The sequence below is a fragment of the Streptomyces sp. NPDC038135 genome, from assembly GCF_055601245.1.
Genome location: NZ_JBVJXS010000002.1, coordinates 214,565 through 239,055 on the forward strand (window position 1 = coordinate 214,565; position 24,491 = coordinate 239,055).

A 24,491-nucleotide genomic window follows, 5' to 3' on the forward strand; every position below is an offset into this window, starting at 1 on the left:
GTCCCCCGGGCCGCCCGCCGGGGGCCCGGCACCGCGGGGACCGCGGGCGCGGGATGATGAGAGCGGGTGCTGTGGGATCCCGGTTACATTCCTGGCCGGACGGTAGCGGACAATCCCCCGGCCGGTCGGATGTGAGCGGGAGGCGGAGACCATGCCAGTCAACGGAGAGCGGAGCCGGAGCAGTCGGCGGCCGACGCTGGAAGAGGTCGCCGCCCGTGCCGGTGTCGGCAGAGGCACGGTCTCGCGGGTGATCAACGGCTCGCCCCGGGTGAGCGAGGCGACCCGGGCCGCGGTGGAGGCGGCCGTCGCGGAACTCGGCTACGTGCCCAACACCGCCGCGCGCGCCCTCGCGGCCAACCGCACCGACGCCATCGCGCTGGTGGTGCCGGAGCCGGAGACCCGCTTCTTCTCGGAGCCGTACTTCTCCGACATGCTGCGCGGCGTCGGCGCGGAACTCTCCGACAGCGAGATGCAGTTGCTGCTCATCTTCGCGGGCAGCGACCGCGAGCGGCAGCGGCTCGCGCAGTACCTGGCCGCCCACCGCGTCGACGGCGTCCTGCTGGTCTCGGTGCACGCCGACGACCCCCTGCCGGACATGCTGTCCCAGCTGGAGATCCCCGCGGTGATCAGCGGCCCCCGCTCCGCCGCCGAGACGCTGACCTCGGTGGACTCGGACAACTACGGCGGCGCCCGCTCCGCGGTGGAGCACCTGATGTCCCGGGGCCGCCGCCGGATCGCCCACATCACCGGCCGCCTCGACGTCTACGGCGCCCAGCGCCGTGTCGACGGCTACCGCGACGCCCTGCGCGACGCGGGCCTGCCCGTGGACGAGGGGCTGATCGAACCCGGCGACTTCACCGACGAGGGCGGCCGGCGGGCCATGACGACCCTGCTCGGACGCCACCCGGACCTGGACGCGGTCTTCGCGGGCTCCGACGTGATGGCGGCGGGCGCCCGGCAGGTGCTGCGCGAGGCCGGCCGGAGCATCCCCGGTGACGTGGCCCTGGTCGGTTACGACGACTCGGCCGTCGCCCGGCACATGGACCCGCCGCTGACCAGCGTCCGCCAGCCGATCGAGGAGATGGGCCGCGCCATGATCGACCTGCTCCTCAGCGAGATCGCCGGCCGCCGCCCGGCTCCCGTCCGCGACCCGCAGCCCCGCCACACGGTGCTGCCCACCGAACTGGTGGAACGGGCGTCGTCGTGACGGCCCTCGCGGGCGGGTGACGGCTGTCGCCCGCCCGCGGCGGTCGCCCCGGTCCCGGGAGACGGCCGCCAAAACGAATCAGCCGGTGACCGCGTCTTTCGACGGAGTCACCGGCTGATTACCCAGGGTGAGTGACGGGACTCGAACCCGCGGCATCCTGGACCACAACCAGGTGCTCTACCAGCTGAGCTACACCCACCATGACCGGTGGTCCGAGGAGGCTCTCCCCGACCGGCCGAGAAGAAGTCTACAGGGTCCGCAGGGGTGCTCGCGCACAGGTTTTCGCGCGGGCCCCGAGCGGACCCCGGGGCGCCGGGGCGTCGGCCCCGGGGGCCTACTGCGCGGGCAGGACGTGCTTGGCGGCGATCGCCCTGGCGGTGTCGGAGTCCGGGCCGGGCTGCGGGACGAAGACGGCCTCGCGGTAGTAGCGCAGTTCGGCGATCGACTCGCGGATGTCGGCGAGGGCGCGGTGGTTACCGTTCTTCTCCGGGCTGTTGAAGTAGGCCCGGGGATACCAGCGGCGGGCCAGCTCCTTGATCGAGGAGACGTCGACGATGCGGTAGTGGAGGTGGTTCTCCAGGGTCGGCATGTCGCGCAGCAGGAAGCCGCGGTCGGTGCCGACGGAGTTGCCGCACAGCGGGGCCTTGCCCGGCTCCTTGACGTGCTCGCGGACGTAGGCGAGGACCTGCGCCTCGGCGTCGGCCAGCGTGGTGCCGCCGGCCAGCTCCTCCAGCAGCCCGGACGCGGTGTGCATCTCGCGCACCACCTCCGGCATGGTCTCCAGTGCCGAGTCCGGCGGGCGGATGACGATGTCCACCCCTTCGCCGAGCACGTTCAGCTCGGAGTCGGTGACGAGGGCGGCCACCTCGATGAGCGCGTCGTCGGACAGCGAGAGGCCGGTCATCTCGCAGTCGATCCACACCATGCGATCGTTCATGTGTCTCACCTTACGGCGCGCCGCCCCGGGTCGGACCGGGCGTGCGGCGACCTTGTCGGTGTGCACACAGAAGGGCGACGGCGAAAGAGGGGCGGAGCCGTGCTCCGCCCCTCTCCTCGCGCTTCTCGCTCAGCTCCCGCTGCGCGGCCCCGGCAGCAGGCTCACCGCGCCCGCCGCCTGCCGGCGGCTCTGCATCGGCACCCCGCTCTCGCGGTCCGGGTGCAGCACCGGCGGCGCGTGGCCGACCGGCCCGTGGCCGGCCAGGCCGGGTCCGCCCGGTCCGGGCTGCAACGGGATCTCCGTCTCACCGGGCCGCTCGCTCTGCGGCCGGCGGGCCCGGTAGGCCGCGCGGTAGGCGGCCGGGGACGAGCCGAGCTGGCGGCGGAAGTGCCCGCGCAGCGCGACGGGGGAGCGGAAGCCGCAACGGCCCGCCACCTCGTCCACGGAGTAGTCCGACGTCTCCAGCAGCCGCTGCGCCTGGAGCACCCGCTGGGTGATCAGCCACTGCAGCGGCGCGCTGCCGGTGAGCGAGCGGAACCGGCGGTCGAACGTACGGCGGCTCATGTAGGCGCGTGCCGCCAGGGTCTCCACGTCGAACTGCTCGTGGAGGTGTTCCAGCGCCCAGGCGACGACCTCGGCGAGCGGGTCGGCGCCGATCTCCTCGGGTAAAGACCTGTCGAGGTAGCGCTCCTGGCCGCCCGACCGGCGCGGCGGGACCACCAGGCGCCGGGCGAGCGCGCCGGCCGCCTCGTTGCCGTGGTCCGTCCGCACGATGTGGAGACAGAGGTCGATCCCGGCCGCCGTGCCCGCCGACGTCAGGACGTCGCCGTCGTCGACGAACAGCTCTCTCGGATCCACGTGCACCGACGGATAGCGCTTGGCCAGCGTCGGCGCGTACATCCAGTGGGTGGTCGCCGGGCGGCCGTCCAGCAGGCCGGCCGCCGCGAGGACGAACGCGCCCGTGCACAGCCCGACGATGCGGGCGCCCTCCTCGTGGGCCCGGCGCAGTGCGTCGAGCGCCTCCTCCGGTGGCGGCGAGGTGATCGAGCGCCAGGCCGGCACGACGACCGTCCCGGCGCGTGAGATCGCCTCGAGCCCATGTGGCGCGGTGAGTTCCAGGCCCCCTGTGGTCCGCAGCGGGCCCTCCTCGCCGGCGGACACCAGTAGTCGGTACCGCGGCACTCCGGCGTCCTGGCGGTCGATCCCGAACACCGATAGAGGTATGGAACTCTCGAAGATGGGGCCGCCGCTGAACAGCAGCACCGCGACGATCTCCTTGCGGCGGCGCCCGGACAGTTTCCGGGCCGCGGCTTCCGGCGCGGCAGTGGAGTCGTGGCTCATCCTGCTAAGCCCCCCTCGGTGGTCGCGGCTCCTCGGTTGTGTCGCTCCTGCACGTTTCCCCTCGGTCCTGCACGAGTCCCCCGCCGTAAGACAGTCAAGATCGAATCTACTGGCTACCGCGGTCTGACGGTGGCCAGTTCGACACGCCGGACATTGTCGACATGACAACTTGGCGTGAAGCATTCGATCACGAAGCGTTGCACTCGTGGGGCGTGCAGGGAAGTGCGCCTTGTCGCAGTGGCCAAACCGCGTAGGGTGCGGATGCCGGCCCGGACCCTTTCCGTGCAGGTGGAACGGGGGTTCGGGGGTGGTCGGGACCCCTCTTGGGCGGTATCCGGAAGTTGGCCGAAAAGAAGCGCTCGAGGGTACGGAAACCGGTCAGTCGACCGGTGTCTCTCCCCTGGTGTGACGTCCGCCTCTTTGCGCGGCGCAACGTTCGGAGCGCCGCAACAGCACCCGGCAGGCGGCCGTGACGGCGGCGAGCCCGAAGGCGGTGCCGGCCGCGCCGGCGAACGAGGCGCCGTACCAGAGGAGGACCACGGGAACGAGGACGCAGCTGAAGGCCGCCCAGCGGATCACGTCGCTCGTGGTGTCCGGGGCGGGGCGCGGGTCGGTGGTGGATCTCGGTCCGGGCAACTCGTACTCCCTGGGGCGGTGGCTCACGGAGATCAACGCCCGTCCGGTCCGTCGGTCACCGGCCGCTGCTCCGTTCATGCTGTGCAAACCGCCTGTACGAGGCAGCAACCATTGCGTTACGGGCGCGGCTCGTGCATGCTCCGGGGAACCCCCACGGACATTCGGGGGCCCCGCTTACGGAGCGTGCGCGGGAAATGGGCGGAGGAGGCGTGCCGCCGTACCCTTGGGGGTATGGGGTTGGGAAGACTAATCCCGGACACAGCTCCGCCGCTCGATGTCACTCCCACCACACAAGGATCACAACGCCGAGACAGTCATGGCCGGTCACGAATTCTTCGAACCCGCGGACCGCAAGCGGCCCGTCGCCGATCCCACGGCGGCCGATCCCCTGGCGGTGCCAGAGCCACGCCCGCCCTGCGACCCCGCCTTCCTGCACGGTGTGGTCGTCGGCTTCGACGGCTCGACGTCCAGTGAGCGCGCCCTCGCCTACGCGATCGGCATGGCCCACCGCTCCGGCTCGGGGCTGATCATCGTCCACGTGGCCAACCGGCTGCCCACCACGGTGTGGGCCGGCTGCGAGCCGCCCGTCTTCGTCGACGTGCCGGACCACCGCACCGAGGTGCTCGGTCTCGAACTGGCCTGCGCGGACTACCTGGCCGAGGTGCCCTGGATCCTGGTCGAGCGCGGCGGTGACATCTGCCACGAACTCGAAGAGGTGGGACGCGAGTACGAGGCCGACGCGATCGTGGTCGGCACCACCCACGGCATCGTGGGCCGGATCTTCGGCTCCGTGGCCGGGCGGCTCGCCAAGCGGGCGCGGCGGCCGGTCATCGTCATCCCCTGACGGCTTCCTTCTGCCGACGGCCCGTCAATTCCCTTTGCACAGCGCGAAACTACTCGCGCGTAGAGGTGTTTGTGCCCTTGTGAAGGGCATACATCGGTCATCGCACCGAGGCGTGCCGCGCGCCGGCGGGTGACGGCCGCCGGCCGAGCACAGCGGCACGAGAGCGGACCCCCGCGTACGAGGTGGCTACGCAGGGGTCCGCTTCGCGCGTCCGGGCGGCTACTCCACCGTCACGGACTTGGCCAGGTTCCTCGGCTTGTCGATGTCCCGGCCCAGGGCCTTCGCCGTGTGGTACGCGAGGAGCTGGAGCGGGATGCCCAGGAGGATCGGGTCCAGCTCGTCCTCGTTCTTCGGGACCACGATGGTCCGGTCGGCCTTCTCCTGCTCCTGGTGGGCCACCGCGAGGATCTTGCCGCTGCGGGCCTTGATCTCCTCCAGGGCCGCGCGGTTCTTCTCCAGCAGGTCGTCGTCGGGGACGATCGCGACCGTCGGCAGGGCCGGCTCGATCAGCGCCAGCGGGCCGTGCTTCAGCTCGGAGGCGGGGTAGGCCTCGGCGTGGATGTAGGAGACCTCCTTGAGCTTCAGGGAGGCCTCGCGGGCCACCGGGTAGCCCCGGACGCGGCCGATGAAGAGCATGGAGCGGGCGTCGGCGTAGCTCTCCGCGAGCTGCCTGATGTCCTCCTCCTGCTTGAGGATCTCGGTGATCTGCTCCGGCAGCCGGCGCAGGCCCTCGATGATCCGCTTGCCGTCGCGCACCGAGAGGTCGCGGGTGCGGCCGAGGTGCAGGGCGAGCAGGGCGAAGGCGACCGTGGTGTTGGTGAAGCACTTGGTCGAGACGACGCAGACCTCGGGACCGGCGTGCACGTAGATGCCGCCGTCGGCCTCGCGGGCGATGGCGGAACCCACCACGTTGACCACGCCGAGCACCCGGGCGCCCTTGCGCTTCAGCTCCTGAACGGCGGCGAGCACGTCGTACGTCTCACCGGACTGGGAGACGGCCACGTACAGCGTGTCGGGGTCCACGACCGCGTTGCGGTAGCGGAACTCGGAGGCCGGCTCGGCGTCGGCGGGGATGCGCGCCAGCTCCTCGATCATCTGGGCGCCGATCATGCCCGCGTGGTACGAGGTGCCGCAGCCGAGGATCTTCACGCGGCGGATCCGTCGCGCCTCGCGGGCGTCCAGGTTGAGGCCGCCCAGGTGCACGGTGGAGAACCGCTCGTCGATGCGGCCGCGCAGCACCCGGTCCACGGCGTCGGCCTGCTCGTGGATCTCCTTGTGCATGTACGTGTCGTGGCCGCCCATGTCGTACGACGCCGCCTCCCACTCCACGGTGGTCGGCTCGGCGCTGGTACGGGTGCCCTCGGTGGTGTAGGTGCGGAAGTCGTCGGCCTTGAGGGTGGCCATCTCGCCGTCGTCCAGCGTGACGATCTGCCGGGTGTGGGCGACCAGGGCGGCGATGTCCGACGCGACGAACATCTCCTTCTCGCCGATGCCGAGGACCACCGGGGAGCCGTTGCGGGCCACCACGATGCGGTCGTTGAAGTCGGCGTGCATCACCGCGATGCCGTACGTGCCCTCGACCAGCCGGAGGGTCTCGCGGACCTTGTCCTCCAGCTTCTCCGCCGTGGAGCGGGCGATGAGGTGGGTGAGGACCTCGGTGTCGGTCTCGGAGAGGAACTCGACACCGTCCGCCTCCAGCTTGCGGCGCAGGTCGGCGGCGTTGTCGATGATGCCGTTGTGCACGACGGCGACCTTGCTGTCGGCCGACATGTGCGGGTGGGCGTTCACGTCGGAGGGGGCGCCGTGGGTGGCCCAGCGGGTGTGGGCTATGCCGGTGGTGCCCTTGAAGCGCGCCGGGACCTTGGCCTCGAGGTCGCGCACCCGGCCCTTGGCCTTGACCATCCGCAGGCCGGCCGTCTTCGGGGACGTGACGACGATGCCCGCCGAGTCGTAGCCGCGGTACTCCAGGCGCTGCAGGCCCTCGAGGAGCAGCGGAGCCACGTCACGCTTGCCGATGTATCCGACAATTCCGCACATATACAGGTATCTCTCAGTCTGGCGTCTCAGCCGTAGACCATGCGGCGCAGCTGCCTGAGCGTCAGCTCCGGCGGCGCCACCGCCCGGTATTTCAGGTCCGCCTCGATCCGGTCGAAGATCGCCGTGTTCGTCAGGCCCTGGGCCTGCAGCTCGCGGTGGCGGCGACGGACGTAGTCCTGCGTCGTCTCGTCGAAGAAGGCGAGCACGTCCTGCACCACCCGCAGCGCCTCGCCCCTGCTGAGGGGCGTGGACCGCGTCAGGTGATCGACAAGTTCCTCGTGCACCCGGTAGATCCTGAGGTAAGAGCGCGAGTTTCGCAAGAATCCTGCCCGATTCCGGGCAGGGCGCTGGTGGAGGCGCTGTTGGAAGTCTTATGGCGCTCTGTTTGCGGGCTGTCCATCCTGCGTCCCGCGCCTCGTTGCCGAAGAGGACGAGTTTCAGACGTCATGGACATTCCTCGTATGGGCGTACCCGAGAAGCTGGCCGCGCGCCTGAGCATGGCCGAACAGCACGAGTACCTGCGCTCCAGGTTCTCCCGGCGCACCCTGATCAGGGGCGGCGCCGTCACCCTCGGCGCCGTCACCGGCGGCGCGTTCGTGCCGGGCGCCACCGCCCGGGCCACGGTTCCCACCCAGCGCACCGCGTCGGCGGCCGAGCGGGTCGACGGCTCGCTGGTCGCCCCCTTCGGCCGCCACCTCGCATGGGGCAACGACCCGCGCACCGAGGTCAGCGTCTCGTGGCAGGTCCCGGTCGCGGTGAAGAAGCCCTTCATCCGCGTCGGCGCCCACCCCACGGACCTCTCCCGCCGGATCGACGCCGAGGTCCGCACCCTCCACACCCCGGCCGGCGTCGGCGCGAGCGGCGACCACACCCAGTACTACCTGCACGCGAAGCTCACCCACCTGCGTCCGGGCCGGACCTACTACTACGGCGTCGGCCACGAGGGCTTCGACCCGGCCGAGCCCCACCTGCTGGGCACCCTGGGGACGTTCACCACCGCCCCCGCCCACAAGGCGCCCTTCACCTTCACCGCCTTCGGCGACGAGGGGGTCGGCTACCACGGCCTGGCCAACAACGCTTTGATCCTCGGCCAGAACCCCGCCTTCCACCTGCACGCCGGCGACATCGCCTACGGCGACCCGGCCGGCCAGGGCAAGACCGGCGACACCGGCTTCGACTCGCGCACCTGGGACCAGTTCCTGCACCAGACCGAGTCGGTCGCCAAGCAGGTCCCGTGGATGCCCGCCTACGGCAACCACGACATGGAGGCCTGGTACTCGCCCAACGGCTACGGCGGCGAGGACGCCCGCTGGACGCTCCCCGACAACGGCCCGGACCGCGAGAACCTGCCCGGCGTCTACTCCTTCGTCTACGGCAACACCGCCGTCATCTCGCTCGACGCCAACGACATCTCCTTCGAGATCCCCGCGAACCTGGGCATCTCCGGCGGGACCCAGACCACCTGGCTGGAGGCGCAGCTCAAGAGGTTCCGCGCCGCGAAGGACGTCGACTTCGTCGTCGTCTTCTTCCACCACTGCGCCTACTGCACCTCCACCGCGCACGCCTCGGAGGGCGGTGTCCGCCAGGAGTGGGTGCCGCTGTTCGAGAAGTACACCGTGGACCTGGTCATCAACGGCCACAACCACCAGTACGAGCGCACCGACGTCATCAAGGGCGGCCAGGTCACCAAGAAGCTGCCGATCGGCGGCACCGCGCATCCCGAAACCGACGGCGTGGTCTACGTCACGGCCGGCGCGGCGGGCCGCAGCCTGTACGCCTTCTCGGCGCCCGACTCCTACGAGGGCCACGAGCACGAGGTGGACTCGGTCGCCTCCTTCGTCAACACCAAGGACGGCAAGCGGAACGAGACGGTCGCCTGGTCCCGGGTGCGCTACCTCGACTACTCCTTCCTGCGCGTGGACGTCACGCCCGCGGCGAAGGGCCGCCGGACCACGCTGACGGTGTCCGGCATCGCCGAGACCGGCAGCCGCATCGACCACTTCACGGTGGCCCGCACCGCCAAGTAAGGGCCCGGCGGGCCGAGTAGGGGCCGGACGTCCGCACTGATGAGCCGACCGCCGTCCGTGCGGATGATTTCCGCAGGGCGGGGATTGATTCGGCGGATCTGCGGGAGAGTGGTCTTTACCACTCGTGAAGGGAGCGCATGTGAGACGGCACCACAGCACGACTCCCCGGCTGACCCGCGTCCTCGGGTCCCTGCTGCTCGTCGCGGCGGCGGGCGTGACCGCCGTCGGCGCGGCCCCGGCGCCGGCGGCGGCCGCGGCGGCCACCCCACTGGCCCGGGTGGTCCCGGCGCCCGCCCAGGCCCAGCCCGGCGGGCGTCCGTACCGGGTCACCCCGGCCACCGCCGTCCGCGTGGACGGCCCGGACGAGGTCCGCCGGATCGGCGAGTACCTCGCCGGCATCCTGCGCCCGTCCACCGGCTACCGCGTGCCGGTCACCGGCCAGGGCGCCGGCGGCATCCGGCTCCGCCTGTCCGGGGACCGGTTCGGCGCCGAGGGCTACCGGCTGACCAGCGGGCCCACCGGCGTCACCGTCACCGCGAGCGCCCCCGCCGGCCTCTTCCACGGCGTCCAGACGCTGCGTCAGCTCCTCCCGGCGGCCGTCGAGCGCAGGAGCGTCCAGCCCGGCCCGTGGCGGATCGCCGGCGGCACCGTCGAGGACCGCCCCCGCTACGCCTACCGCAGCGCCATGCTGGACGTCTCCCGGCACTTCTTCACCGTCGGTCAGGTCAAGCGCTACATCGACGAGCTGGCCCTGTACAAGATCAACACCCTGCACCTGCACCTCAGCGACGACCAGGGCTGGCGCATCGCCGTCGACTCCTGGCCCCGCCTGACCACCTACGGCGGCTCCACCCAGGTCGGCGGCGGCAAGGGCGGCTACTTCACCAAGGCCGACTACCAGGACATCGTCCGCTACGCCGCCTCCCGCTACCTGGAGGTCGTGCCCGAGATCGACATGCCCGGCCACACCAACGCGGCCCTCGCCTCCTACGCGCAGCTCAACTGCGACGGCACCGCGCCCCCGCTGTACACCGGCACCCAGGTCGGCTTCAGCTCGCTGTGCGTGCCGAAGCAGGTGACGTACGACTTCGTGGACGACGTGATCCGCGAACTGGCCGCCATCACCCCCGGCCGCTATCTGCACATCGGCGGCGACGAGGCGCACTCCACCAGCCACGCCGACTACGTGACGTTCATGAACCGCGTGCAGCCCGTCGTCGCCAAGTACGGCAAGACGGTCATCGGCTGGCACCAGATCACCGGCGCCACCCCCGCCCCGGGCGCCCTCGCCCAGTACTGGGGCGTGGAGGGGACCAGCGCGACGGAGAAGGCCCAGGTGGCCAAGGCCGCCCAGGACGGCACCGGGCTGATCCTGTCCCCGGCCGACCGGGTCTACCTCGACATGAAGTACACCGCGGGCACGAGGCTGGGCACCAAGTGGGCGGGCCTGGTGGAGGTGCGGCGCTCCTACGACTGGAACCCGGGAAGTTACCTGCCCGGCGCGCCGGCCTCGGCGGTCCGGGGGGTCGAGGCGCCGCTGTGGTCGGAGACCCTCACCAAGTCCTCCGACATCGAGTACATGGCCTTCCCGCGCCTGCCCGGCGCGGCCGAGCTGGGCTGGTCCCCGGCGGCCACCCACGACTGGGACGCCTACAAGGTCCGGCTCGCGGCCCAGGCCCCGCGCTGGGACGCCCTCGGGATGAGCTACTACAAGTCGCCCCAGGTCCCCTGGCCTGCGGGCTGAGCACAGCACGACGGGCACCCCGCGGGACCGTACCGCGGGGTGCCCGTCCGTCCGCCGGGGCGTCAGAACCCGGCGAGGGGGTTGTCCAGCCGCCCCACGAGCTGCAGCGCACCGGACGGATCGGCGAGGTCCACCATCTGCCGGTTGTCGCGGAGCTGGAGCCGGTTGAGGCAGGACAGCGCGAACCCGGGGGCGAACAGGTCGTACCGCTCGAACCGGTCGGCCAGTTCGGGCACCGAGCGCTGGTACTCGCGGGCGACCTCGGCGACCGTGCGCCAGAAGCCGTCCTCCGCCAGGGTCCCCTCGGCGGCGAGGTTCGCCGCGAGGAACCGGAAGAAGCAGTCGAAGACGTCCGTGAAGACCGACAGCAGCTTCTGGTCCTCGGGCACCTCGACGCGGATCCGCGCCACCTCCGGCGGGAGCACCGCGTCGGGGTCCATGACGACGATCTCCTCGGCGATGTCCTTGTAGACCGCCCGCCGCACCACCCCGTCCCGCAGGACGAGGATGACGTTCTCGCCGTGCGGCATGTACGCCAGGTCGTAGGCGTAGAAGCTGTGCAGCAGCGGGGTCAGGTAGGCCCGCAGGTAGTGCCGCAGCCACTCGGCGGGCGGGAGGCCGGAGCGTTCGATCAGCGCGCCCGCGAAGGAGGCGCCCGCGTCGTCGACGTGCAGCAGCGAGGCCATGGTGGCCAGTGACTCGCCCTCGCGCAGGGACGGCACCGGGCTCTCCCGCCACAGCGCGGCCAGCATCTTCCGGTAGGGCGAGTGGCGGTCGGTGGCCCGCTCGTACTCCAGGTGCCGGTAGCCGACGGCCGCCCGCTCCCGGATGATCGACAGGCCCGTGGACCTCAGCACGGGATCGTTCTCGACGAGCTTCGCGAGCCAGTCGTTGATCGCCGGCGTCGCCTCCATGTAGGCGGCCGAGAGACCGCGCATGAAGCCCATGTTGAGGACGGACAGGGCCGTCTTCACATAGTGCCGGCGCGGGTCGGAGGTGTTGAAGAAGGTCCGTATGGACTGCTGGGCCAGGTACTCGTCGTCGCCCTCGCCCAGGCACACCAGATGCCGGCGGGCCACCTCGGCGGCGAAGGTGACGCTGAGCTTGTTCCACCACTGCCAGGGGTGCACCGGGATGAGCAGGTACTCGGCGAGGTCGAGGCCCTGGCCGGTCAGGGTGGCGCGGAACCGCTCCAGGGTCTCCTCGCCCAGCTCGGCCCGCAGGAAGGACTCGTACTCGATTCCGGCGCCCGCCGTGAACGCGGCCCGCGACCGGTGCGCGGCCAGCCACACCAGCCGGACCGGGCTCGCGGTCTCCGGGGCGTACGCCAGGTACTCGTGGACGCCGAAGCCGAGCCGCCCGTTGTTGGCGACGAAGCAGGGGTGGCCCTCGGTCATCCCGGTCTCGATGTCCTGGAAGGAGCCGCGGGCCAGCTCCGCGGAGGTGACGCGGGGCTTGGCGAGCTTGTAGCAGGTGCCGGAGAGGGTGGACGAGATCTCCTCCAGGTAGACCGGCAGGATCTCGTCGCTCAGCCCCAGGGAGTCCCTCAGCTCGATGCAGAAGTCCAGCGCATCGAGGGGGAGTCCGGCGCCCTCGCGGTGCCGGGTGATGGACTCGGCGTCGACCTGCCAGTGGTCCAGGGCGCGGCGGACCGCGGTGAACCGGTACCGGGTGAGCCCGTCGTCGCTGCGGACGACGTAGTGGGCGCCGTCCTCCTGCGGGGTGATCAGCCGTTCGTGGGCGAACTCCGCGAGCGCCTTGCGCACGAGCAGCCGGTTGGCCCGCTCCCAGCGCTCGGGGGAGAGGTGGGCGACGGCGTCGGCGGGGGTCACGCGGACACCGCCTTCAGGAACCGCTCGCGCGTGCAGAAGCTCAGCAGGGCCCGCTTCTCGGGCTTCCGGATCTCGCGCTCGGGCACGAATCCGACCGCTTCGTTCAGGGCGTGCACCGCCTTGTTGCGGACATCGGGCTCGACCACGACCCGCTCGGTCGCCGGGTCCTCGAAGAGGTGCGTCATCACGGCGGTGATGACGGCCCGGGTGAAGCCGTGCACGGGGGTGTCGGTGGGGGCGACGAGGAAGTGCATGCCGACGTCGCCCGGCCGCGGCTCGTACAGCCCGACCAGCTCGCGGTGGGCCGGGTCGTACTTCTCCATCAGGAAGACGGGCTCCCCGTCGCGCAGCCCGAGGAGCGCGTGGTGGTGCTCGTCGGCCGCGATCTCCAGATAGGCCCGCTCGACGTCCTCCGGCTTCGCGTCCTGCATCATCCAGAACGCCGCCTTGGGGTGGGTGACCCAGCGGTGCAGCAGCCCGGCGTCCTCCGGCGGGTCGAGCGGCCGGAGGGTGAACGTCATGGTGTCGCTGGTCATACGGCGAACTCCTGGAAGGCGATGGTCTTCTCGACCGGGTAGTACTCCGTGCCGAGCAGTTCCCGGATGATGTACGCGTTCCGGTACGCGCCCATGCCCAGGTCGGGGCTGGTGACGCTGTGCGTGTGGACGCCGGCGTTCTGCAGGAAGACGCCGCGTCCGGTGACGTCGACGGTGTAGTTGCGGGCGACGTCGAAGCGGCCGTGGCCGTCGAAGCGCAGGCGCTCGCGCAGCGGCTCGAGGAAGGCCGGCGGCCGGTAGTGGTAGCCGGTGGCCAGCACCAGGCCCTCGCAGCGGATCTCGAAGTCCTTGCCCTGCTCGTCCTGGCGGAAGCCGAGCGTGTACGCGCCGCCCTCGTGACGGGCCGCGTTCAGCGTGGAGTTGGTGAGCAGCCGGGTGGGTACCGGGCGGTCGCCGCTCTCCACGTTCTTCTGGTAGAGCAGGTCGAAGATCGAGTCGATCAGCTCCGAGTTGATGCCCTTGTACAGGCCCTTCTGCTGCTTCTCCAGCCGGTAGCGGGTCTCCTCGGGCAGCGCGCGGAAGTAGTCGACGTAGTCCGGGGACGTCATCTCCAGGGTCAGCTTGGTGTACTCCAGCGGGAAGAACCGCGGGGAGCGGGTGACCCAGTTCAGCTCGTAGCCGTGGACGTCGATCCCGGACAGGAGTTCGTGGTAGATCTCGGCGGCGCTCTGGCCGCTGCCGACGATCGTGAGCGACTTCCGGGCCTGCAGGTCGGCCTTGCGGTGCAGGTACCGCGAGGTGTGGACGACGTCGTCGCCGAGGTCCCGGCAGGCCTCGGGGACGAACGGGACCGTGCCGGTGCCGAGGACCAGGTGCCGGGCGCGGAACGTCTCGCCGGCCGCGGTGCGGACGGCGTACAGCTCGTCCTCGTACCGCACCTCGGTGACCGTGGTGCCGAAGCGGACGCTGCCGAGCTTGCCGGCCGCCCAGCGGCAGTAGTCGTCGTACTCGACGCGCAGCGGGTAGAAGTTCTCGCGGATGTAGAACGGGTAGAGCCTGCCCTTCTCCTTCAGGTAGTTGAGGAAGGAGTACGGGGAGGTGGGGTCGGCCAGGGTGACCAGGTCCGACATGAACGGGGTCTGCAGATGGGCGCCGTCCAGGAACATGCCGGCGTGCCACTCGAAGTCGGGCTTGGAGTCCAGGAAGACGCCGTTCAGTTCGGCGATCGGCTCGGTCAGGCAGGCGAGGCCCAGGTTGAAGGGGCCGAGGCCGATCCCCACGAAGTCGTACGGGGCGGTCGGGGCTTCAGGACGCGCGGTCAAGGGACTCTCCCAGGTACTGCTCGGCGTGGCCGGCGATCAGGTCCAGGACGGCGGCGATGTCGGCCGTCGTCGTCTCGGGGTTGAGCAGGGTGAACTTCAGGTACTGGCGGCCGCCGACCTTGGTGCCCGCGACCACGGCGTCGCCGGAGGCGAACAGCGCCTTGCGGGCGTACAGGTTGGCGCGGTCGGTCTCGGCCGGGTCGGTGACGGCCGCCGGGACGTAGCGGAAGACGAGGGTGGACAGGCTGGGCTCGACGACCACGTCGTAGCGGGGGTCGGCGGCGAGCAGCCGCCAGCCCTGCCGGGCCAGTTCGCATACCTCGTCGAAGAGCTGCCCGATGCCGTCGGCGCCCATGGTGCGCAGTGTCAGCCACAGCTTGAGGGCGTCGAAGCGGCGGGTGGTCTGCAGGGACTTGTCGACCTGGTTGGGGATGCGCTCGTCCACCATGCGGCGCGGGTTGAGGTACTCGGCGTGGTAGGTGGCGTGCCGCAGGGTGGCCGCGTCCCGGACCAGCACGGCGGAGGAACTCACCGGCTGGAAGAAGGACTTGTGGTAGTCGACGGTCACCGAGTCGGCGCGCTCGATGCCGTCGATGCGGTCCCGGTGCTTCAGCGACGCGAGCAGTCCGCAGCCGTAGGCCGCGTCCACGTGCATCCAGACGCCGTACTGGGCGCAGAGCCCGGCGATCTCGGGCAGCGGGTCGATGGAGCCGAAGTCGGTGGTGCCGGCGGTGGCGACGACGGCCATGGGCACCAGGCCGTCCTCGGCGCAGCGCTCCAGTTCACGGGCGAGGGCCACGGTCTGCATCCGCTTGTCGTGGCCGGTGGGGACGGTGACGACGGCCTGCGGCCCGAGGCCGAGCAGTTTCGCGGACTTCCGGACGCTGAAGTGACCGGCCTCGGAGGCGAAGATCCGCAGTCGGCGGAGGTCGTCGCTCTTCGCCTCCTCCCGGGCCAAAAGCAGCGCCTGCAGATTGGACTGGGTGCCGCCGGAGGTGAACACGCCGTCTGCGTTCGGGCCGAGGCCGATGCGGGCGGCCGTCCAGTCCACGAGCCTGCGCTCGATGAGGGTGCCGCCGGCCGACTGGTCCCAGGTGTCGAGGGAGGAGTTGACCGCGGAGAGCACCGCCTCGCCGAGCACCGCCGGGATGACGACCGGGCAGTTGAGGTGGGCGAGGTAGCGGGGGTGGTGGAAGTAGACGGCGTCGCGGAGGTAGAGGTCCTCCAACTCGTCCAGCACCGCGGCGGTGTCGCCGAGCGGCCGGTCGAGGTCGACCGCGTCGACGCGGGGGGCGAGGGCGTCGACGGTGACGCCGGTGAACGGACGGTCGGTGGCGGCGAGTTTGGCGGCCACCCGCTCGACTCCTTCGGTCACGGAGCGGCGGTAGTGCTCCGCTGTGAGGCCATTGAGCAGGTGCGAGCGCATGTGGGGGTCCTCCGAGGGGACTGTCCGAACGGGGATTTACTTAGGTTAGCCTAACCTAAGTTATGCGGATCAAGGTACGCCTCTCCCATGACCGGGCCGACTTCAGGGGGAGTTGTTCCAGGGAGGGCCTACTCGGCCGCGCGCAGCTGCTCCTCGCTCATGCCCTGCCGCCAGTAGCCGACGAAGGTGACGCGCCGCCGGTCGATCCCGCGCTCGCCGGTGAAGTGCCGGCGCAGCTCCCTGACCCGGCCGGACTCGCCCGCGATCCACACGTACGGCGCCTCGGCGGCGGGCAGTTCGGCGGCGCGGACGGCGTCGGAGGGGGCCGGGGACCCGTCCTGGCGTACGAGCCAGGTGATCTCCGCGTCCGCCCGGGTCGCCACGTCCTGGATGTCACCGGCGTGCGGCACTTCCAGCCAGGCGCGGACCCGGATGCCGGCAGGCAGGGCTTCGAGGACGGCGCAGGCGGCGGGCACGGCGGTCTCGTCACCCCAGAGGAGGACGAGGTCGGTGCCGGCCGGCGGCCGGAAGCGGATCGCCCGGTTGTCGGCGAGCGCCGGCCCGAGCAGCAGCACACGGTCGCCGGCTGCGGCCCGGGAGGCCCACCGGGAGGCGGGCCCCGCGGGGGTGTGCAGGGCGAAGTCGATGTCGACCTCGTCGGGATCGCGGCGCAGGGCCCGGAGCGTGTACGACCGCATCACGGCCCGTACGTCGTCCGGCAGTTCACGCCACCCCTGCCACCAGCCGTCGCCCAGCTCGAGCGGCACCACGGGTTCGCTCTGCCCCGGGTGCGGCAGGAACAGCGACAGGGACTGGTCGTGCCCGTCGGAGTGGAAGGCGCGCAGATCCTCCCCGGCGAAGCTGACCCGGACCAGGGACGGGCCGAGCCGCCTCGTCCGTACGACCTGGAGGGAGAAGAAACGGAACGGGGCGGCCACGGCCGTCGTCATGGGTGCTCCTGAGGTTGCCGTTCAGGAAGGGGGGGAGGGGGCTAGCCGACCTTCTTGGCCTTCTCCAGCGCCTCGGCCAGGCCGGTGAGCAGCGGTACGCACTTGTCGTAGGAGAGGATCGGCTCGGGGGAGCGGGCGATGACCTGCCCCGCCTTGACCGCGGGCAGCTTCTTCCAGGTCGCCTTGGTGATGTCGGCCGGCTGGATGGCCGAGGTGCGGTCGTCCATCATGATGATGTCGGCCCGGTACTTGTCGACGTTCTCCCAGCTCAGCGACTCGTACCAGCCGCCGCCCTGCTTCTTGGCGCTCTCCGGGGGCTCGACGAAGTTCACCCCGAGGGCCTTGAAGTACTCCAGGTCGACGGACAGGTCGGTGCCGGAGACGTAGAAGAGCTGGTCGCTCGCCGAGCCCGCCATCACCTTGAGGCCGGGCTTGGCCTTGGCGGCGGCGCGCAGCCGGGCCGAGGCGTCCTCGAAGCGCTTCTTGGCGTCCGTCACCCTGGCGGCCCTCATGTCCGCGCCGAGCGACTCGGCCAGCTTCCACATGCGCTGCAGCGGCCGGGTGAGCTGGCGGTCGTAGACGGAGACGCCGACGCTGGGCGCGAGCTGGGCGATCTTCTTCTTCGACTCCTCGGGGACGTACCAGAGGGTGCCGGCGTCGTCGAACATGGTGCTGATGAGCACGTCGGGCGCGAGGGCCGCGTACTTCTCGATGTTGAACTGGCCCCAGGTGTTGCCGAGAACCGTCACCTTGCTGACGTCCATGTCGCCGGCCTGGACGTCTGCCTTGCCCGCCGTGGTCTTCGTCGGGCCGAAGACCCCCTTGACCTGCACGCCGTAGTCGTACAGCGCGGCGGCGGCGCCGGTGAAGGCGACGATGTTCGCGGGGACCCGGTCCAGCTTCACCGTGGTGCCGCGGTCGTCCGTGAAGCTCCAGGGGCCGGACTCGCCCCCCTTGGCCCGCCCGCCGGAACCCGCGTCTTCGCCCTCGCCGTCACCGCAGGCCGCGAGTGCGGCGCCGAGTCCGAGGACGCCGCCCGCGGCGAGCAGACCGCGACGGGAGAAGAGGGTGGAACGGGCTTGGGACATGGGTATGGCTGCTTTCGACCGGGGCGTGGCCGCCCGCCGGACAGTTCGAAGGTAGGTTAGCCTAACCTCAGTGAATGTCCAGGGGGCGGGGTCCGCCGCCGACACTCCGTCAGCAACGCGCACGCGGGGCGGCGGACGGACGGATCCGTCTGCCGCCCCGCGCGCTCGGCGGTGGGGGACGCCTCAGCCGGTCAGGCCCAACTCGCGGGCCACCAGCATCCGCTGCACCTCGCTCGTGCCCTCGCCGATCTCCAGGATCTTGGAGTCGCGCCACATCCGGGCCACCGGGTACTCGTTCATGAAGCCGTATCCGCCGTGCACCTGCGTGGCGTCGCGGGCGTTGTCCACGGCGACGGTGGAGGAGTACAGCTTGGCCATCGCCGCCTCCTTCTTGAAGGGCTCGCCTGCCACCAGCCGGTAGGCGGCGTCCCGCCAGGCCAGCCGGGCGGTGTGGGCCTTCATCTCCATGTCGGCGATCTTGAACTGGATGGCCTGGTTGGCGCCGATCGGCCGGCCGAAGGCGTGGCGCTCCTTCGCGTACTTCACCGACTCGTCCACACAGCCCTGGGCCAGGCCGGTGGCGAGCGCCGCGATGGCGATACGGCCCTCGTCGAGGATGCGCAGGAACTGCGCGTAGCCCCGGCCCTCCTCGCCGAGCAGGTTGGCGGCGGGCACCCGGACGTCCTGGAAGGACAGTTCACGGGTGTCGGAGGCGTTCCAGCCGACCTTCGAGTAGGGCGCGGCGACCGTGAAGCCGGGGGTGCCCGACGGGACGATGATGGCCGAGATCAGCGGCCTGCCGTCCGGCTTGCGGCCGGTGACGGCCGTGACCGTCACCAGGCCGGTGATGTCGGTGCCCGAGTTGGTGATGAAGCACTTCGTGCCGTTGATGACCCACTCGTCCGTGTCCGGGTCGAGGCGGGCCGTGGTGCGGGTGGCGCCGGCGTCGCTGCCGCCGTCCGGCTCGGTGAGCCCGAAGGCGCCCAGGATCTCGCCGGAGCAGAGCCGCGGCAGCCACTCGCGCTTCTGCTCCTCGGTGCCGAAGAGGTGGATCGGCATGGCGCCCAGCGACACACCCGCCTCCAGCGTGATGGCCACCGAGGAGTCGACCCGGGCCAGCTCCTCCAGGGCGATGCCGAGGGCCAGGTAGTCGCCGCCCATGCCGCCGTGCTCCTCCGGGAACGGCAGCCCGAACAGGCCCATGCGGCCCATCTCGCGGACGATCTCGTACGGGAACTCGTGCCGCTCGTAGAAGTCGCCGATCTTCGGCGCCACCACGTCGTGCGCGAACTCCTCCACCGTGCGGCGGAGTTCCTCGAGCTCGGGGCTGAGACGGTGGTCCATGCTGATCACTGGTCCTTGTGGGAGAGAGCGCGGACGGTTCGGGAGGGGCTCGGGCGGCCCAGTTGTTCGGCCATCCACACGCTGGTGGCGGTCAGACGGCCGAGGTCGACCCCGGTCTCGATGCCGAGGCCGTGCAGCATCCACACGAGGTCTTCGGTGGCGAGGTTGCCGGTGGCGGACTTCGCGTACGGGCAGCCGCCGAGGCCGCCGGCGGACGCGTCGACCGTCGTCACGCCGTGCTCCAGGGCCGCGTAGGTGTTCGCGAGCGCCTGGCCGTAGGTGTCGTGGAAGTGCACGCCGAGCACGTTCGTCGGCACGCCCTCCTCGTTCAGCAGGGCGAGCAGCTCCAGGACGTGGCCCGGGGTGGCGACGCCGATGGTGTCGCCGAGGCTCAGCTCGTCGCAGCCCATGTCGCGCAGCGCCGTGCAGACGCGGGCCACCTGGTGGAGCGGGACGGCGCCCTCCCAGGGGTCGCCGAAGCACATCGACACATAACCGCGCACCTGCGCGCCCGCGTCCTTGGCCTGCCGCACCACCGGTTCGAACACGGCCAGCGACTCGTCCACGGTGCGGTTGAGGTTGGCCTTCGCGAAGGACTCCGTGGCGCTGGCGAACACCGCGATCCTGCTTGCGCCGAGCGCCAGGGCCCGGTCCAGGCCGCGCTGGTTCGGCACCAGCACCGGCAGCTCGACGTCGAGGTCCGACACGAGCGGGAACAGCTGCTCTGCGTCGGCGAGCTGGGGCACCCACTTGGGGTGCACGAAGCTGGTCGCCTCGATCGTCGTCAGGCCGGCGCCGGCCAGGCGGCGGATGAACTCCGCCTTGACCTCCGTCGGCACTGACGTCTTCTCGTTCTGCAGCCCGTCGCGCGCGCCGACCTCGTGGATCCGCACCCGCGCGGGCAGATCCTGGGCGGTGACGACCATGGGCAGTCCGTCGGCGTTCACCTACGCCTCCTCCTTGGGCGTGATGACGGCCAGCACCTGGTCCATGGCGACCGTCGAACCCGGGGTCACGTCCAGCTCGGCGACCGTGCCCGCGTGCGGGGCGGAGACGACGTGCTCCATCTTCATCGCCTCCACCACCAGCAGGCTCTGCCCGGCCGCGACCTCGTCGCCGACGGCGACCTTCACCACCGTCACCGTGCCCGGCATGGGCGCGGTGAGCGAGTCGGCGCCGGCGTGCGCCGACCGGCTCAGGGACGCCTCCACCGGGTCGTGGTCGCGCACCTGCCAGGCGTCGCCGTCGCGGCCGAGCCAGTCACCGGCCCGGCGGAAGGTGTGCCGGACGCCGTCGAGGGTGACGGACACCCGGTCGCCGGTGACGGTGTGGGTGCCGCGCGGGGTGTACGCGACCGCTTCCTGGGCCCGCAGGTGGACGACGGGCCGCCTGGGCGTGCCGCCCAGACGCCAGCCGCTCGGCACCGAGAACGGGTCGACCCAGCCCTCGCCGGCCGGCCGCAGCGCGTCCAGCCGCACCGCCGCCGCGGCCTCGTACACCTCCTCCGGCACGTCGCCGGGGACCAGCTCGTCGACCACCCGCTCCACCAGCCCGGTGTCCAGCTCGCCGGCCACCACCGCCGGGTGCGCCAGCAGCCGCCGCAGGAACCCAGCGTTGGTCTGCACGCCCAGCGTGACCGTCTCGGCGAGTGCGGCGCGCAGCTTGCGCAGCGCGGTCTCCCGGTCGGGGCCGTAGGCGATCACCTTGGACAGCATCGGGTCGTAGAGGCTGCCCACCTCGGTGCCCTCGCTGAGCCCCGAGTCGGTGCGCACGCCGTCGCCCTGCGGCTCGTGCAGCAGCCGCACCGTGCCGCCGGAGGGCAGGAAGCCGCGCGCCGGGTCCTCGGCGCAGACCCGGGCCTCCACCGCGTGCCCGGTCAGCCGGACGTCCTCCTGCGCGAAGCCGAGCCGCTCCCCGGCCGCCACCCGCAGCTGCCATTCCACCAGGTCAAGGCCTGTGACCAGCTCGGTGACCGGGTGCTCCACCTGGAGACGGGTGTTCATCTCCATGAAGTAGTACGACGAGGGGTCGCCGCCCGGCACGATGAACTCCACCGTGCCCGCGCCCCGGTAGCCGCAGCTGCGGGCCGCCTGCACGGCCGCCTCGCCCATCGCGGCCCGGGTGGCCTCGTCGAGGAGCACGCTGGGCGCCTCCTCGATGATCTTCTGGTGCCGCCGCTGCAGCGAGCACTCGCGCTCGCCGAGGTGGACGACGTTGCCGTGCCCGTCGGCCAGCACCTGGATCTCGATGTGCCGGGGGCGGTCGACCCACCGCTCCACCAGCAGGGTGTCGTCGCCGAAGGAGGCGCGGGCCTCGCGGCGGGCGGCCGCGATCTCCTCCTCCAGCACGGCGATGTCCCGCACCAGCCGCATGCCCTTGCCGCCGCCGCCCGCCGAGGGCTTGAGCAGCACGGGCGTGCCGATCTCGCGGGCGGCGGCGGCCAGTTCGGCGTCGGTGAGGCCGCTGCCGCTGGAGCCCGGCACGACCGGCACCCCGGCCGCCTTCACCGTCTCCTTGGCGCGGATCTTGTCGCCCATGAGCGCGATCGCGTCCGCGGGCGGGCCGATGAAGACCAGCCCCGCCTCCTCGCAGGCACGCGCGAACCCGGCGTTCTCGGCGAGGAAGCCGTAGCCGGGGTGGACGGCCTGGGCGCCGGTGCGGGCGGCGGCCTCGAGCAGCCGCTCCACCGACAGATAGCTCTCGCCCGCGGGCGGCGGGCCGATCCGGACCGCCGTGTCGGCCTCCCGGACGTGCCGCGCGTCGGCGTCGGCGTCGGAGAAGACCGCCACCGAGCGGACGCCCAGCGAGCGCAGCGTACGGATGACGCGTACGGCGATCTCGCCCCGGTTGGCCACCAGCACTGTGTCGAACACGGTTCCCCTCCTCACATCCGGAAGACGCCGAACTGGGGGTCTCCCAGCGGCGCGTTGGCGCAGGCCGTCAGGGCGAGTCCCAGCACCTGACGGGTCTCCATCGGGTCGATCACGCCGTCGTCCCACAGGCGGGCGGTGGCGTAGTAGGCGTTGCCCTGGCTCTCGTACTGGGCGCGGATCGGGGCCTTGAAGGCCTCTTCCTCGTCGACGGGCCACTCCTCGCCGCGCGCCTGCATCTGGTCCCGCTTGACCGTGGCGAGCACGGAGGCGGCCTGCTCGCCGCCCATGACGGAGATCTTGGCGTTGGGCCACATCCACAGGAAGCGGGGGGAGTAGGCGCGGCCGCACATCGAGTAGTTGCCGGCGCCGTACGAACCGCCGACCACGACGGTCAGCTTCGGCACGCGCGTGCAGGCCACCGCCGTGACCATCTTGGCGCCGTGCTTGGCGATGCCACCCGCCTCGTAGTCCCGGCCGACCATGAAGCCGGAGATGTTCTGCAGGAACACCAGCGGGATGCCGCGCTGGTCGCAAAGCTCGATGAAGTGGGCGCCCTTCTGGGCGGACTCCGAGAACAGGATGCCGTTGTTGGCGACGATCCCGACCGGGTGGCCGTGGATCCGGGCGAAGCCGGTGACGAGGGTCTGGCCGAACTCGGCCTTGAACTCCGCGAACCGCGAGCCGTCGACCACGCGCGCGATGATCTCGCGCACGTCGTAGGGGGTGCGGGAGTCGACCGGGACCGCGCCGTACAGCCCGGCCGGGTCGACCTTGGGCTCCACGGCCGGGACGACCTCCCAGGGGAGGGAGCGCCGCGCGGGCAGCGTGGCGACGATGTTCCGCACGATCCGCAGCGCGTGCGCGTCGTCCTCGGCGAGGTGGTCGGTGACGCCGGAGGTGCGGGAGTGCACCTCGCCGCCGCCGAGCTCCTCGGCGGTCACGACCTCGCCGGTGGCCGCCTTCACCAGCGGCGGGCCGCCCAGGAAGATCGTGCCCTGGTTGCGGACGATCACGGCCTCGTCGCTCATCGCCGGCACGTACGCCCCGCCGGCCGTGCACGAGCCGAGGACGGCCGCGATCTGCGGGATGCCGGCGCCGGACATCCGCGCCTGGTTGTAGAAGATCCGCCCGAAGTGCTCGCGGTCCGGGAACACCTCGTCCTGCATCGGCAGGAACGCGCCGCCGGAGTCGACCAGGTAGACGCAGGGCAGCCGGTTGTCGAGGGCCACCTCCTGCGCCCGCAGATGCTTCTTCACCGTCATCGGGTAGTACGTGCCGCCCTTGACGGTGGCGTCGTTCGCGACGATCACGCACTCGCGGCCGCTGACCCGGCCGATCCCGGCGATCACGCCGGCGGCCGGCGCCTGCCCGTCGTACATCCCGTCGGCGGCGAGGGGAGCCAGCTCCAGGAAGGGCGATCCCGGGTCGAGCAGCGTGTCCACCCGGTCCCGGGGCAGCAGCTTGCCGCGCGCGGTGTGCCGGGCCCGCGCCTTCTCGCCGCCGCCGAGAGCGGCGGCGGCCAGTTTGCCGCGCAGTTCCCCGACGAGTGCGAGATGAGCCTGTTCGTTGGCCCGCCAGGCCTCCGACGCGGGATCGGCCGCGCTGTGAAGCTCCGGTGCCTCTTGCATCCTTGCGGTCCCCTCACCCAGTGGTGACTGTTAATGAGCGTTAACCATTTCCTCCAGGTTAACGACCGCTAACCTCGCTGTCTAGAATTACTGGCATGGTCACCAGAACCGACGCCCCCACCCGCCGCGAGCAGATCCTCAAGGAGGCCGCCCGGCTCTTCGCCGAGCGCGGCTTCCACGGCGTCGGGGTGGACGAGATAGGCGCCGCGGTCGGCATCAGCGGCCCCGGCCTGTACCGGCACTTCCCCGGCAAGGACGCGATGCTCGCCGAGCTGCTGGTCGGCATCAGCGGCCGGCTGCTGACCGGGGCCAAGCGCCGGCTCGCCGAGGCCGACGGCGGGACCGGGGCGCCGGAGGTCCTGGACTCGCTCATCGAGGGCCACATCGACTTCGCGCTCGACGACCGCCCCCTGATCACCCTGCACGACCGCGAGCTGGACCGCCTGCGCGACAGCGACCGCAAGCTGGTCCGGCAGCTCCAGCGGCAGTACGTGGAGCTGTGGGTGGAGGTGGTCCGGGAGGTCTACCCCGGGCTGACCGAGCCCAGCGCCCGCTCGGCGGTCCACTCGGTCTTCGGCCTGCTCAACTCCACCCCGCACCTCGGCCGCGCCGGCACGCTGCCCGGCCGCGCCGCCACCGCGGCCCTGCTGCACCGCATGGCCCGGGGGGCCTTCGGGGCGGCCGGGACGGCCGAGGGCTGAGGCGCGGCCGCGCCCCCTGGCCGCCGGGTGGTCAAGGTCACCCTGGACGACTGAACG

Annotated in this window: 20 protein-coding genes and 1 tRNA gene; 5 read left to right on the plus strand and 16 right to left on the minus strand. The window is 71.5% G+C overall.

The window, feature by feature from the left end; all coding sequences use genetic code 11:
* Positions 1-151 precede the first annotated feature (151 nt).
* Positions 152-1,207 (plus strand): LacI family DNA-binding transcriptional regulator, encoded by a 1,056-nt coding sequence (locus tag ACZ7JA_RS05330; RefSeq protein ID WP_351665136.1) that lies wholly within the window; start codon positions 152-154, stop codon positions 1,205-1,207.
* A gap of 126 nt (positions 1,208-1,333) precedes the next feature.
* On the opposite strand, the gene ACZ7JA_RS05335 is transcribed toward ACZ7JA_RS05330, so the two are convergent.
* The 4 genes from ACZ7JA_RS05335 to ACZ7JA_RS05350 all read right to left on the minus strand — a co-directional run bounded on the left by ACZ7JA_RS05335 (position 1,334) and on the right by ACZ7JA_RS05350 (position 4,121).
* Positions 1,334-1,406: transfer RNA gene (locus ACZ7JA_RS05335), tRNA-His, on the minus strand.
* A 135-nt stretch (positions 1,407-1,541) separates the two neighbouring features.
* Complete coding sequence (gene orn / locus ACZ7JA_RS05340) at positions 1,542-2,144, minus strand: oligoribonuclease (protein ID WP_351665135.1); 603 nt, start codon at positions 2,142-2,144, stop codon at positions 1,542-1,544.
* Positions 2,145-2,273: 129 nt separating this feature from the next.
* Positions 2,274-3,485 (minus strand): helix-turn-helix domain-containing protein, encoded by a 1,212-nt coding sequence (locus tag ACZ7JA_RS05345; protein WP_351665133.1) that lies wholly within the window; start codon positions 3,483-3,485, stop codon positions 2,274-2,276.
* Positions 3,486-3,863: 378 nt separating this feature from the next.
* On the minus strand, positions 3,864-4,121 hold the full coding sequence (locus tag ACZ7JA_RS05350) for a hypothetical protein (protein ID WP_389299136.1): 258 nt from the start codon (positions 4,119-4,121) through the stop codon (positions 3,864-3,866).
* Positions 4,122-4,437: 316 nt separating this feature from the next.
* Between ACZ7JA_RS05350 and ACZ7JA_RS05355 the strand changes: the two genes are divergently transcribed.
* Positions 4,438-4,965, plus strand: a complete 528-nt coding sequence (locus tag ACZ7JA_RS05355) for a universal stress protein (RefSeq protein ID WP_351665129.1) — start codon at positions 4,438-4,440, stop codon at positions 4,963-4,965.
* 219 nt (positions 4,966-5,184) lie between these two features.
* Here ACZ7JA_RS05355 and glmS read toward each other — a convergent pair whose 3' ends face one another.
* Positions 5,185-7,002: a glutamine--fructose-6-phosphate transaminase (isomerizing) gene (glmS, locus tag ACZ7JA_RS05360; RefSeq protein ID WP_351665127.1), complete on the minus strand. Its 1,818-nt coding sequence runs from the start codon at positions 7,000-7,002 to the stop codon at positions 5,185-5,187.
* A gap of 26 nt (positions 7,003-7,028) precedes the next feature.
* Positions 7,029-7,286: a hypothetical protein gene (locus tag ACZ7JA_RS05365; protein ID WP_351665125.1), complete on the minus strand. Its 258-nt coding sequence runs from the start codon at positions 7,284-7,286 to the stop codon at positions 7,029-7,031.
* 177 nt (positions 7,287-7,463) lie between these two features.
* On the opposite strand from ACZ7JA_RS05365, the gene ACZ7JA_RS05370 reads away from it, so the two are divergent.
* Both ACZ7JA_RS05370 and ACZ7JA_RS05375 read left to right on the plus strand, forming a co-directional pair.
* Complete coding sequence (locus tag ACZ7JA_RS05370) at positions 7,464-9,029, plus strand: purple acid phosphatase family protein (RefSeq protein WP_351665123.1); 1,566 nt, start codon at positions 7,464-7,466, stop codon at positions 9,027-9,029.
* Between the two features lie 139 nt (positions 9,030-9,168).
* Positions 9,169-10,773, plus strand: a complete 1,605-nt coding sequence (locus tag ACZ7JA_RS05375) for a beta-N-acetylhexosaminidase (protein ID WP_351665121.1) — start codon at positions 9,169-9,171, stop codon at positions 10,771-10,773.
* Between the two features lie 62 nt (positions 10,774-10,835).
* Here the strand turns inward: ACZ7JA_RS05375 and ACZ7JA_RS05380 are convergent, their stop codons facing one another.
* The 10 genes from ACZ7JA_RS05380 to ACZ7JA_RS05425 all read right to left on the minus strand — a co-directional run bounded on the left by ACZ7JA_RS05380 (position 10,836) and on the right by ACZ7JA_RS05425 (position 23,733).
* Positions 10,836-12,605 carry an IucA/IucC family protein gene (locus ACZ7JA_RS05380; protein ID WP_470807266.1) on the minus strand — a complete coding sequence of 590 codons (1,770 nt, stop codon included), beginning with the start codon at positions 12,603-12,605 and terminating at the stop codon, positions 10,836-10,838.
* Positions 12,602-13,141 (minus strand): GNAT family N-acetyltransferase, encoded by a 540-nt coding sequence (locus ACZ7JA_RS05385; RefSeq protein ID WP_389299151.1) that lies wholly within the window; start codon positions 13,139-13,141, stop codon positions 12,602-12,604. The genes ACZ7JA_RS05380 and ACZ7JA_RS05385 overlap by 4 nt, the downstream gene beginning before the upstream one ends.
* On the minus strand, positions 13,138-14,424 hold the full coding sequence (locus ACZ7JA_RS05390; protein ID WP_470807268.1) for a lysine N(6)-hydroxylase/L-ornithine N(5)-oxygenase family protein: 1,287 nt from the start codon (positions 14,422-14,424) through the stop codon (positions 13,138-13,140). The genes ACZ7JA_RS05385 and ACZ7JA_RS05390 overlap by 4 nt, the downstream gene beginning before the upstream one ends.
* The gene (desA, locus tag ACZ7JA_RS05395) at positions 14,408-15,850 is read right to left on the minus strand and encodes a lysine decarboxylase DesA (protein WP_470807269.1); all 1,443 of its coding nucleotides are present in this window, start codon (positions 15,848-15,850) and stop codon (positions 14,408-14,410) included. The genes ACZ7JA_RS05390 and desA overlap by 17 nt, the downstream gene beginning before the upstream one ends.
* Positions 15,851-15,978: 128 nt before the next feature.
* Positions 15,979-16,800, minus strand: a complete 822-nt coding sequence (locus ACZ7JA_RS05400) for a siderophore-interacting protein (protein ID WP_470807270.1) — start codon at positions 16,798-16,800, stop codon at positions 15,979-15,981.
* A 41-nt stretch (positions 16,801-16,841) separates the two neighbouring features.
* The gene (locus ACZ7JA_RS05405) at positions 16,842-17,888 is read right to left on the minus strand and encodes an ABC transporter substrate-binding protein (RefSeq protein WP_470807271.1); all 1,047 of its coding nucleotides are present in this window, start codon (positions 17,886-17,888) and stop codon (positions 16,842-16,844) included.
* A 183-nt stretch (positions 17,889-18,071) separates the two neighbouring features.
* Complete coding sequence (locus tag ACZ7JA_RS05410; RefSeq protein WP_351665107.1) at positions 18,072-19,232, minus strand: acyl-CoA dehydrogenase family protein; 1,161 nt, start codon at positions 19,230-19,232, stop codon at positions 18,072-18,074.
* A 5-nt stretch (positions 19,233-19,237) separates the two neighbouring features.
* Positions 19,238-20,179 (minus strand): hydroxymethylglutaryl-CoA lyase, encoded by a 942-nt coding sequence (locus tag ACZ7JA_RS05415; protein WP_351665105.1) that lies wholly within the window; start codon positions 20,177-20,179, stop codon positions 19,238-19,240.
* The gene (locus ACZ7JA_RS05420) at positions 20,180-22,105 is read right to left on the minus strand and encodes an acetyl-CoA carboxylase biotin carboxylase subunit (protein WP_389299164.1); all 1,926 of its coding nucleotides are present in this window, start codon (positions 22,103-22,105) and stop codon (positions 20,180-20,182) included.
* Between the two features lie 11 nt (positions 22,106-22,116).
* Positions 22,117-23,733 carry a carboxyl transferase domain-containing protein gene (locus tag ACZ7JA_RS05425; protein ID WP_389299167.1) on the minus strand — a complete coding sequence of 539 codons (1,617 nt, stop codon included), beginning with the start codon at positions 23,731-23,733 and terminating at the stop codon, positions 22,117-22,119.
* Between the two features lie 95 nt (positions 23,734-23,828).
* On the opposite strand from ACZ7JA_RS05425, the gene ACZ7JA_RS05430 reads away from it, so the two are divergent.
* Positions 23,829-24,434, plus strand: a complete 606-nt coding sequence (locus tag ACZ7JA_RS05430; RefSeq protein ID WP_351665099.1) for an SACE_7040 family transcriptional regulator — start codon at positions 23,829-23,831, stop codon at positions 24,432-24,434.
* Positions 24,435-24,491 lie beyond the last annotated feature (57 nt).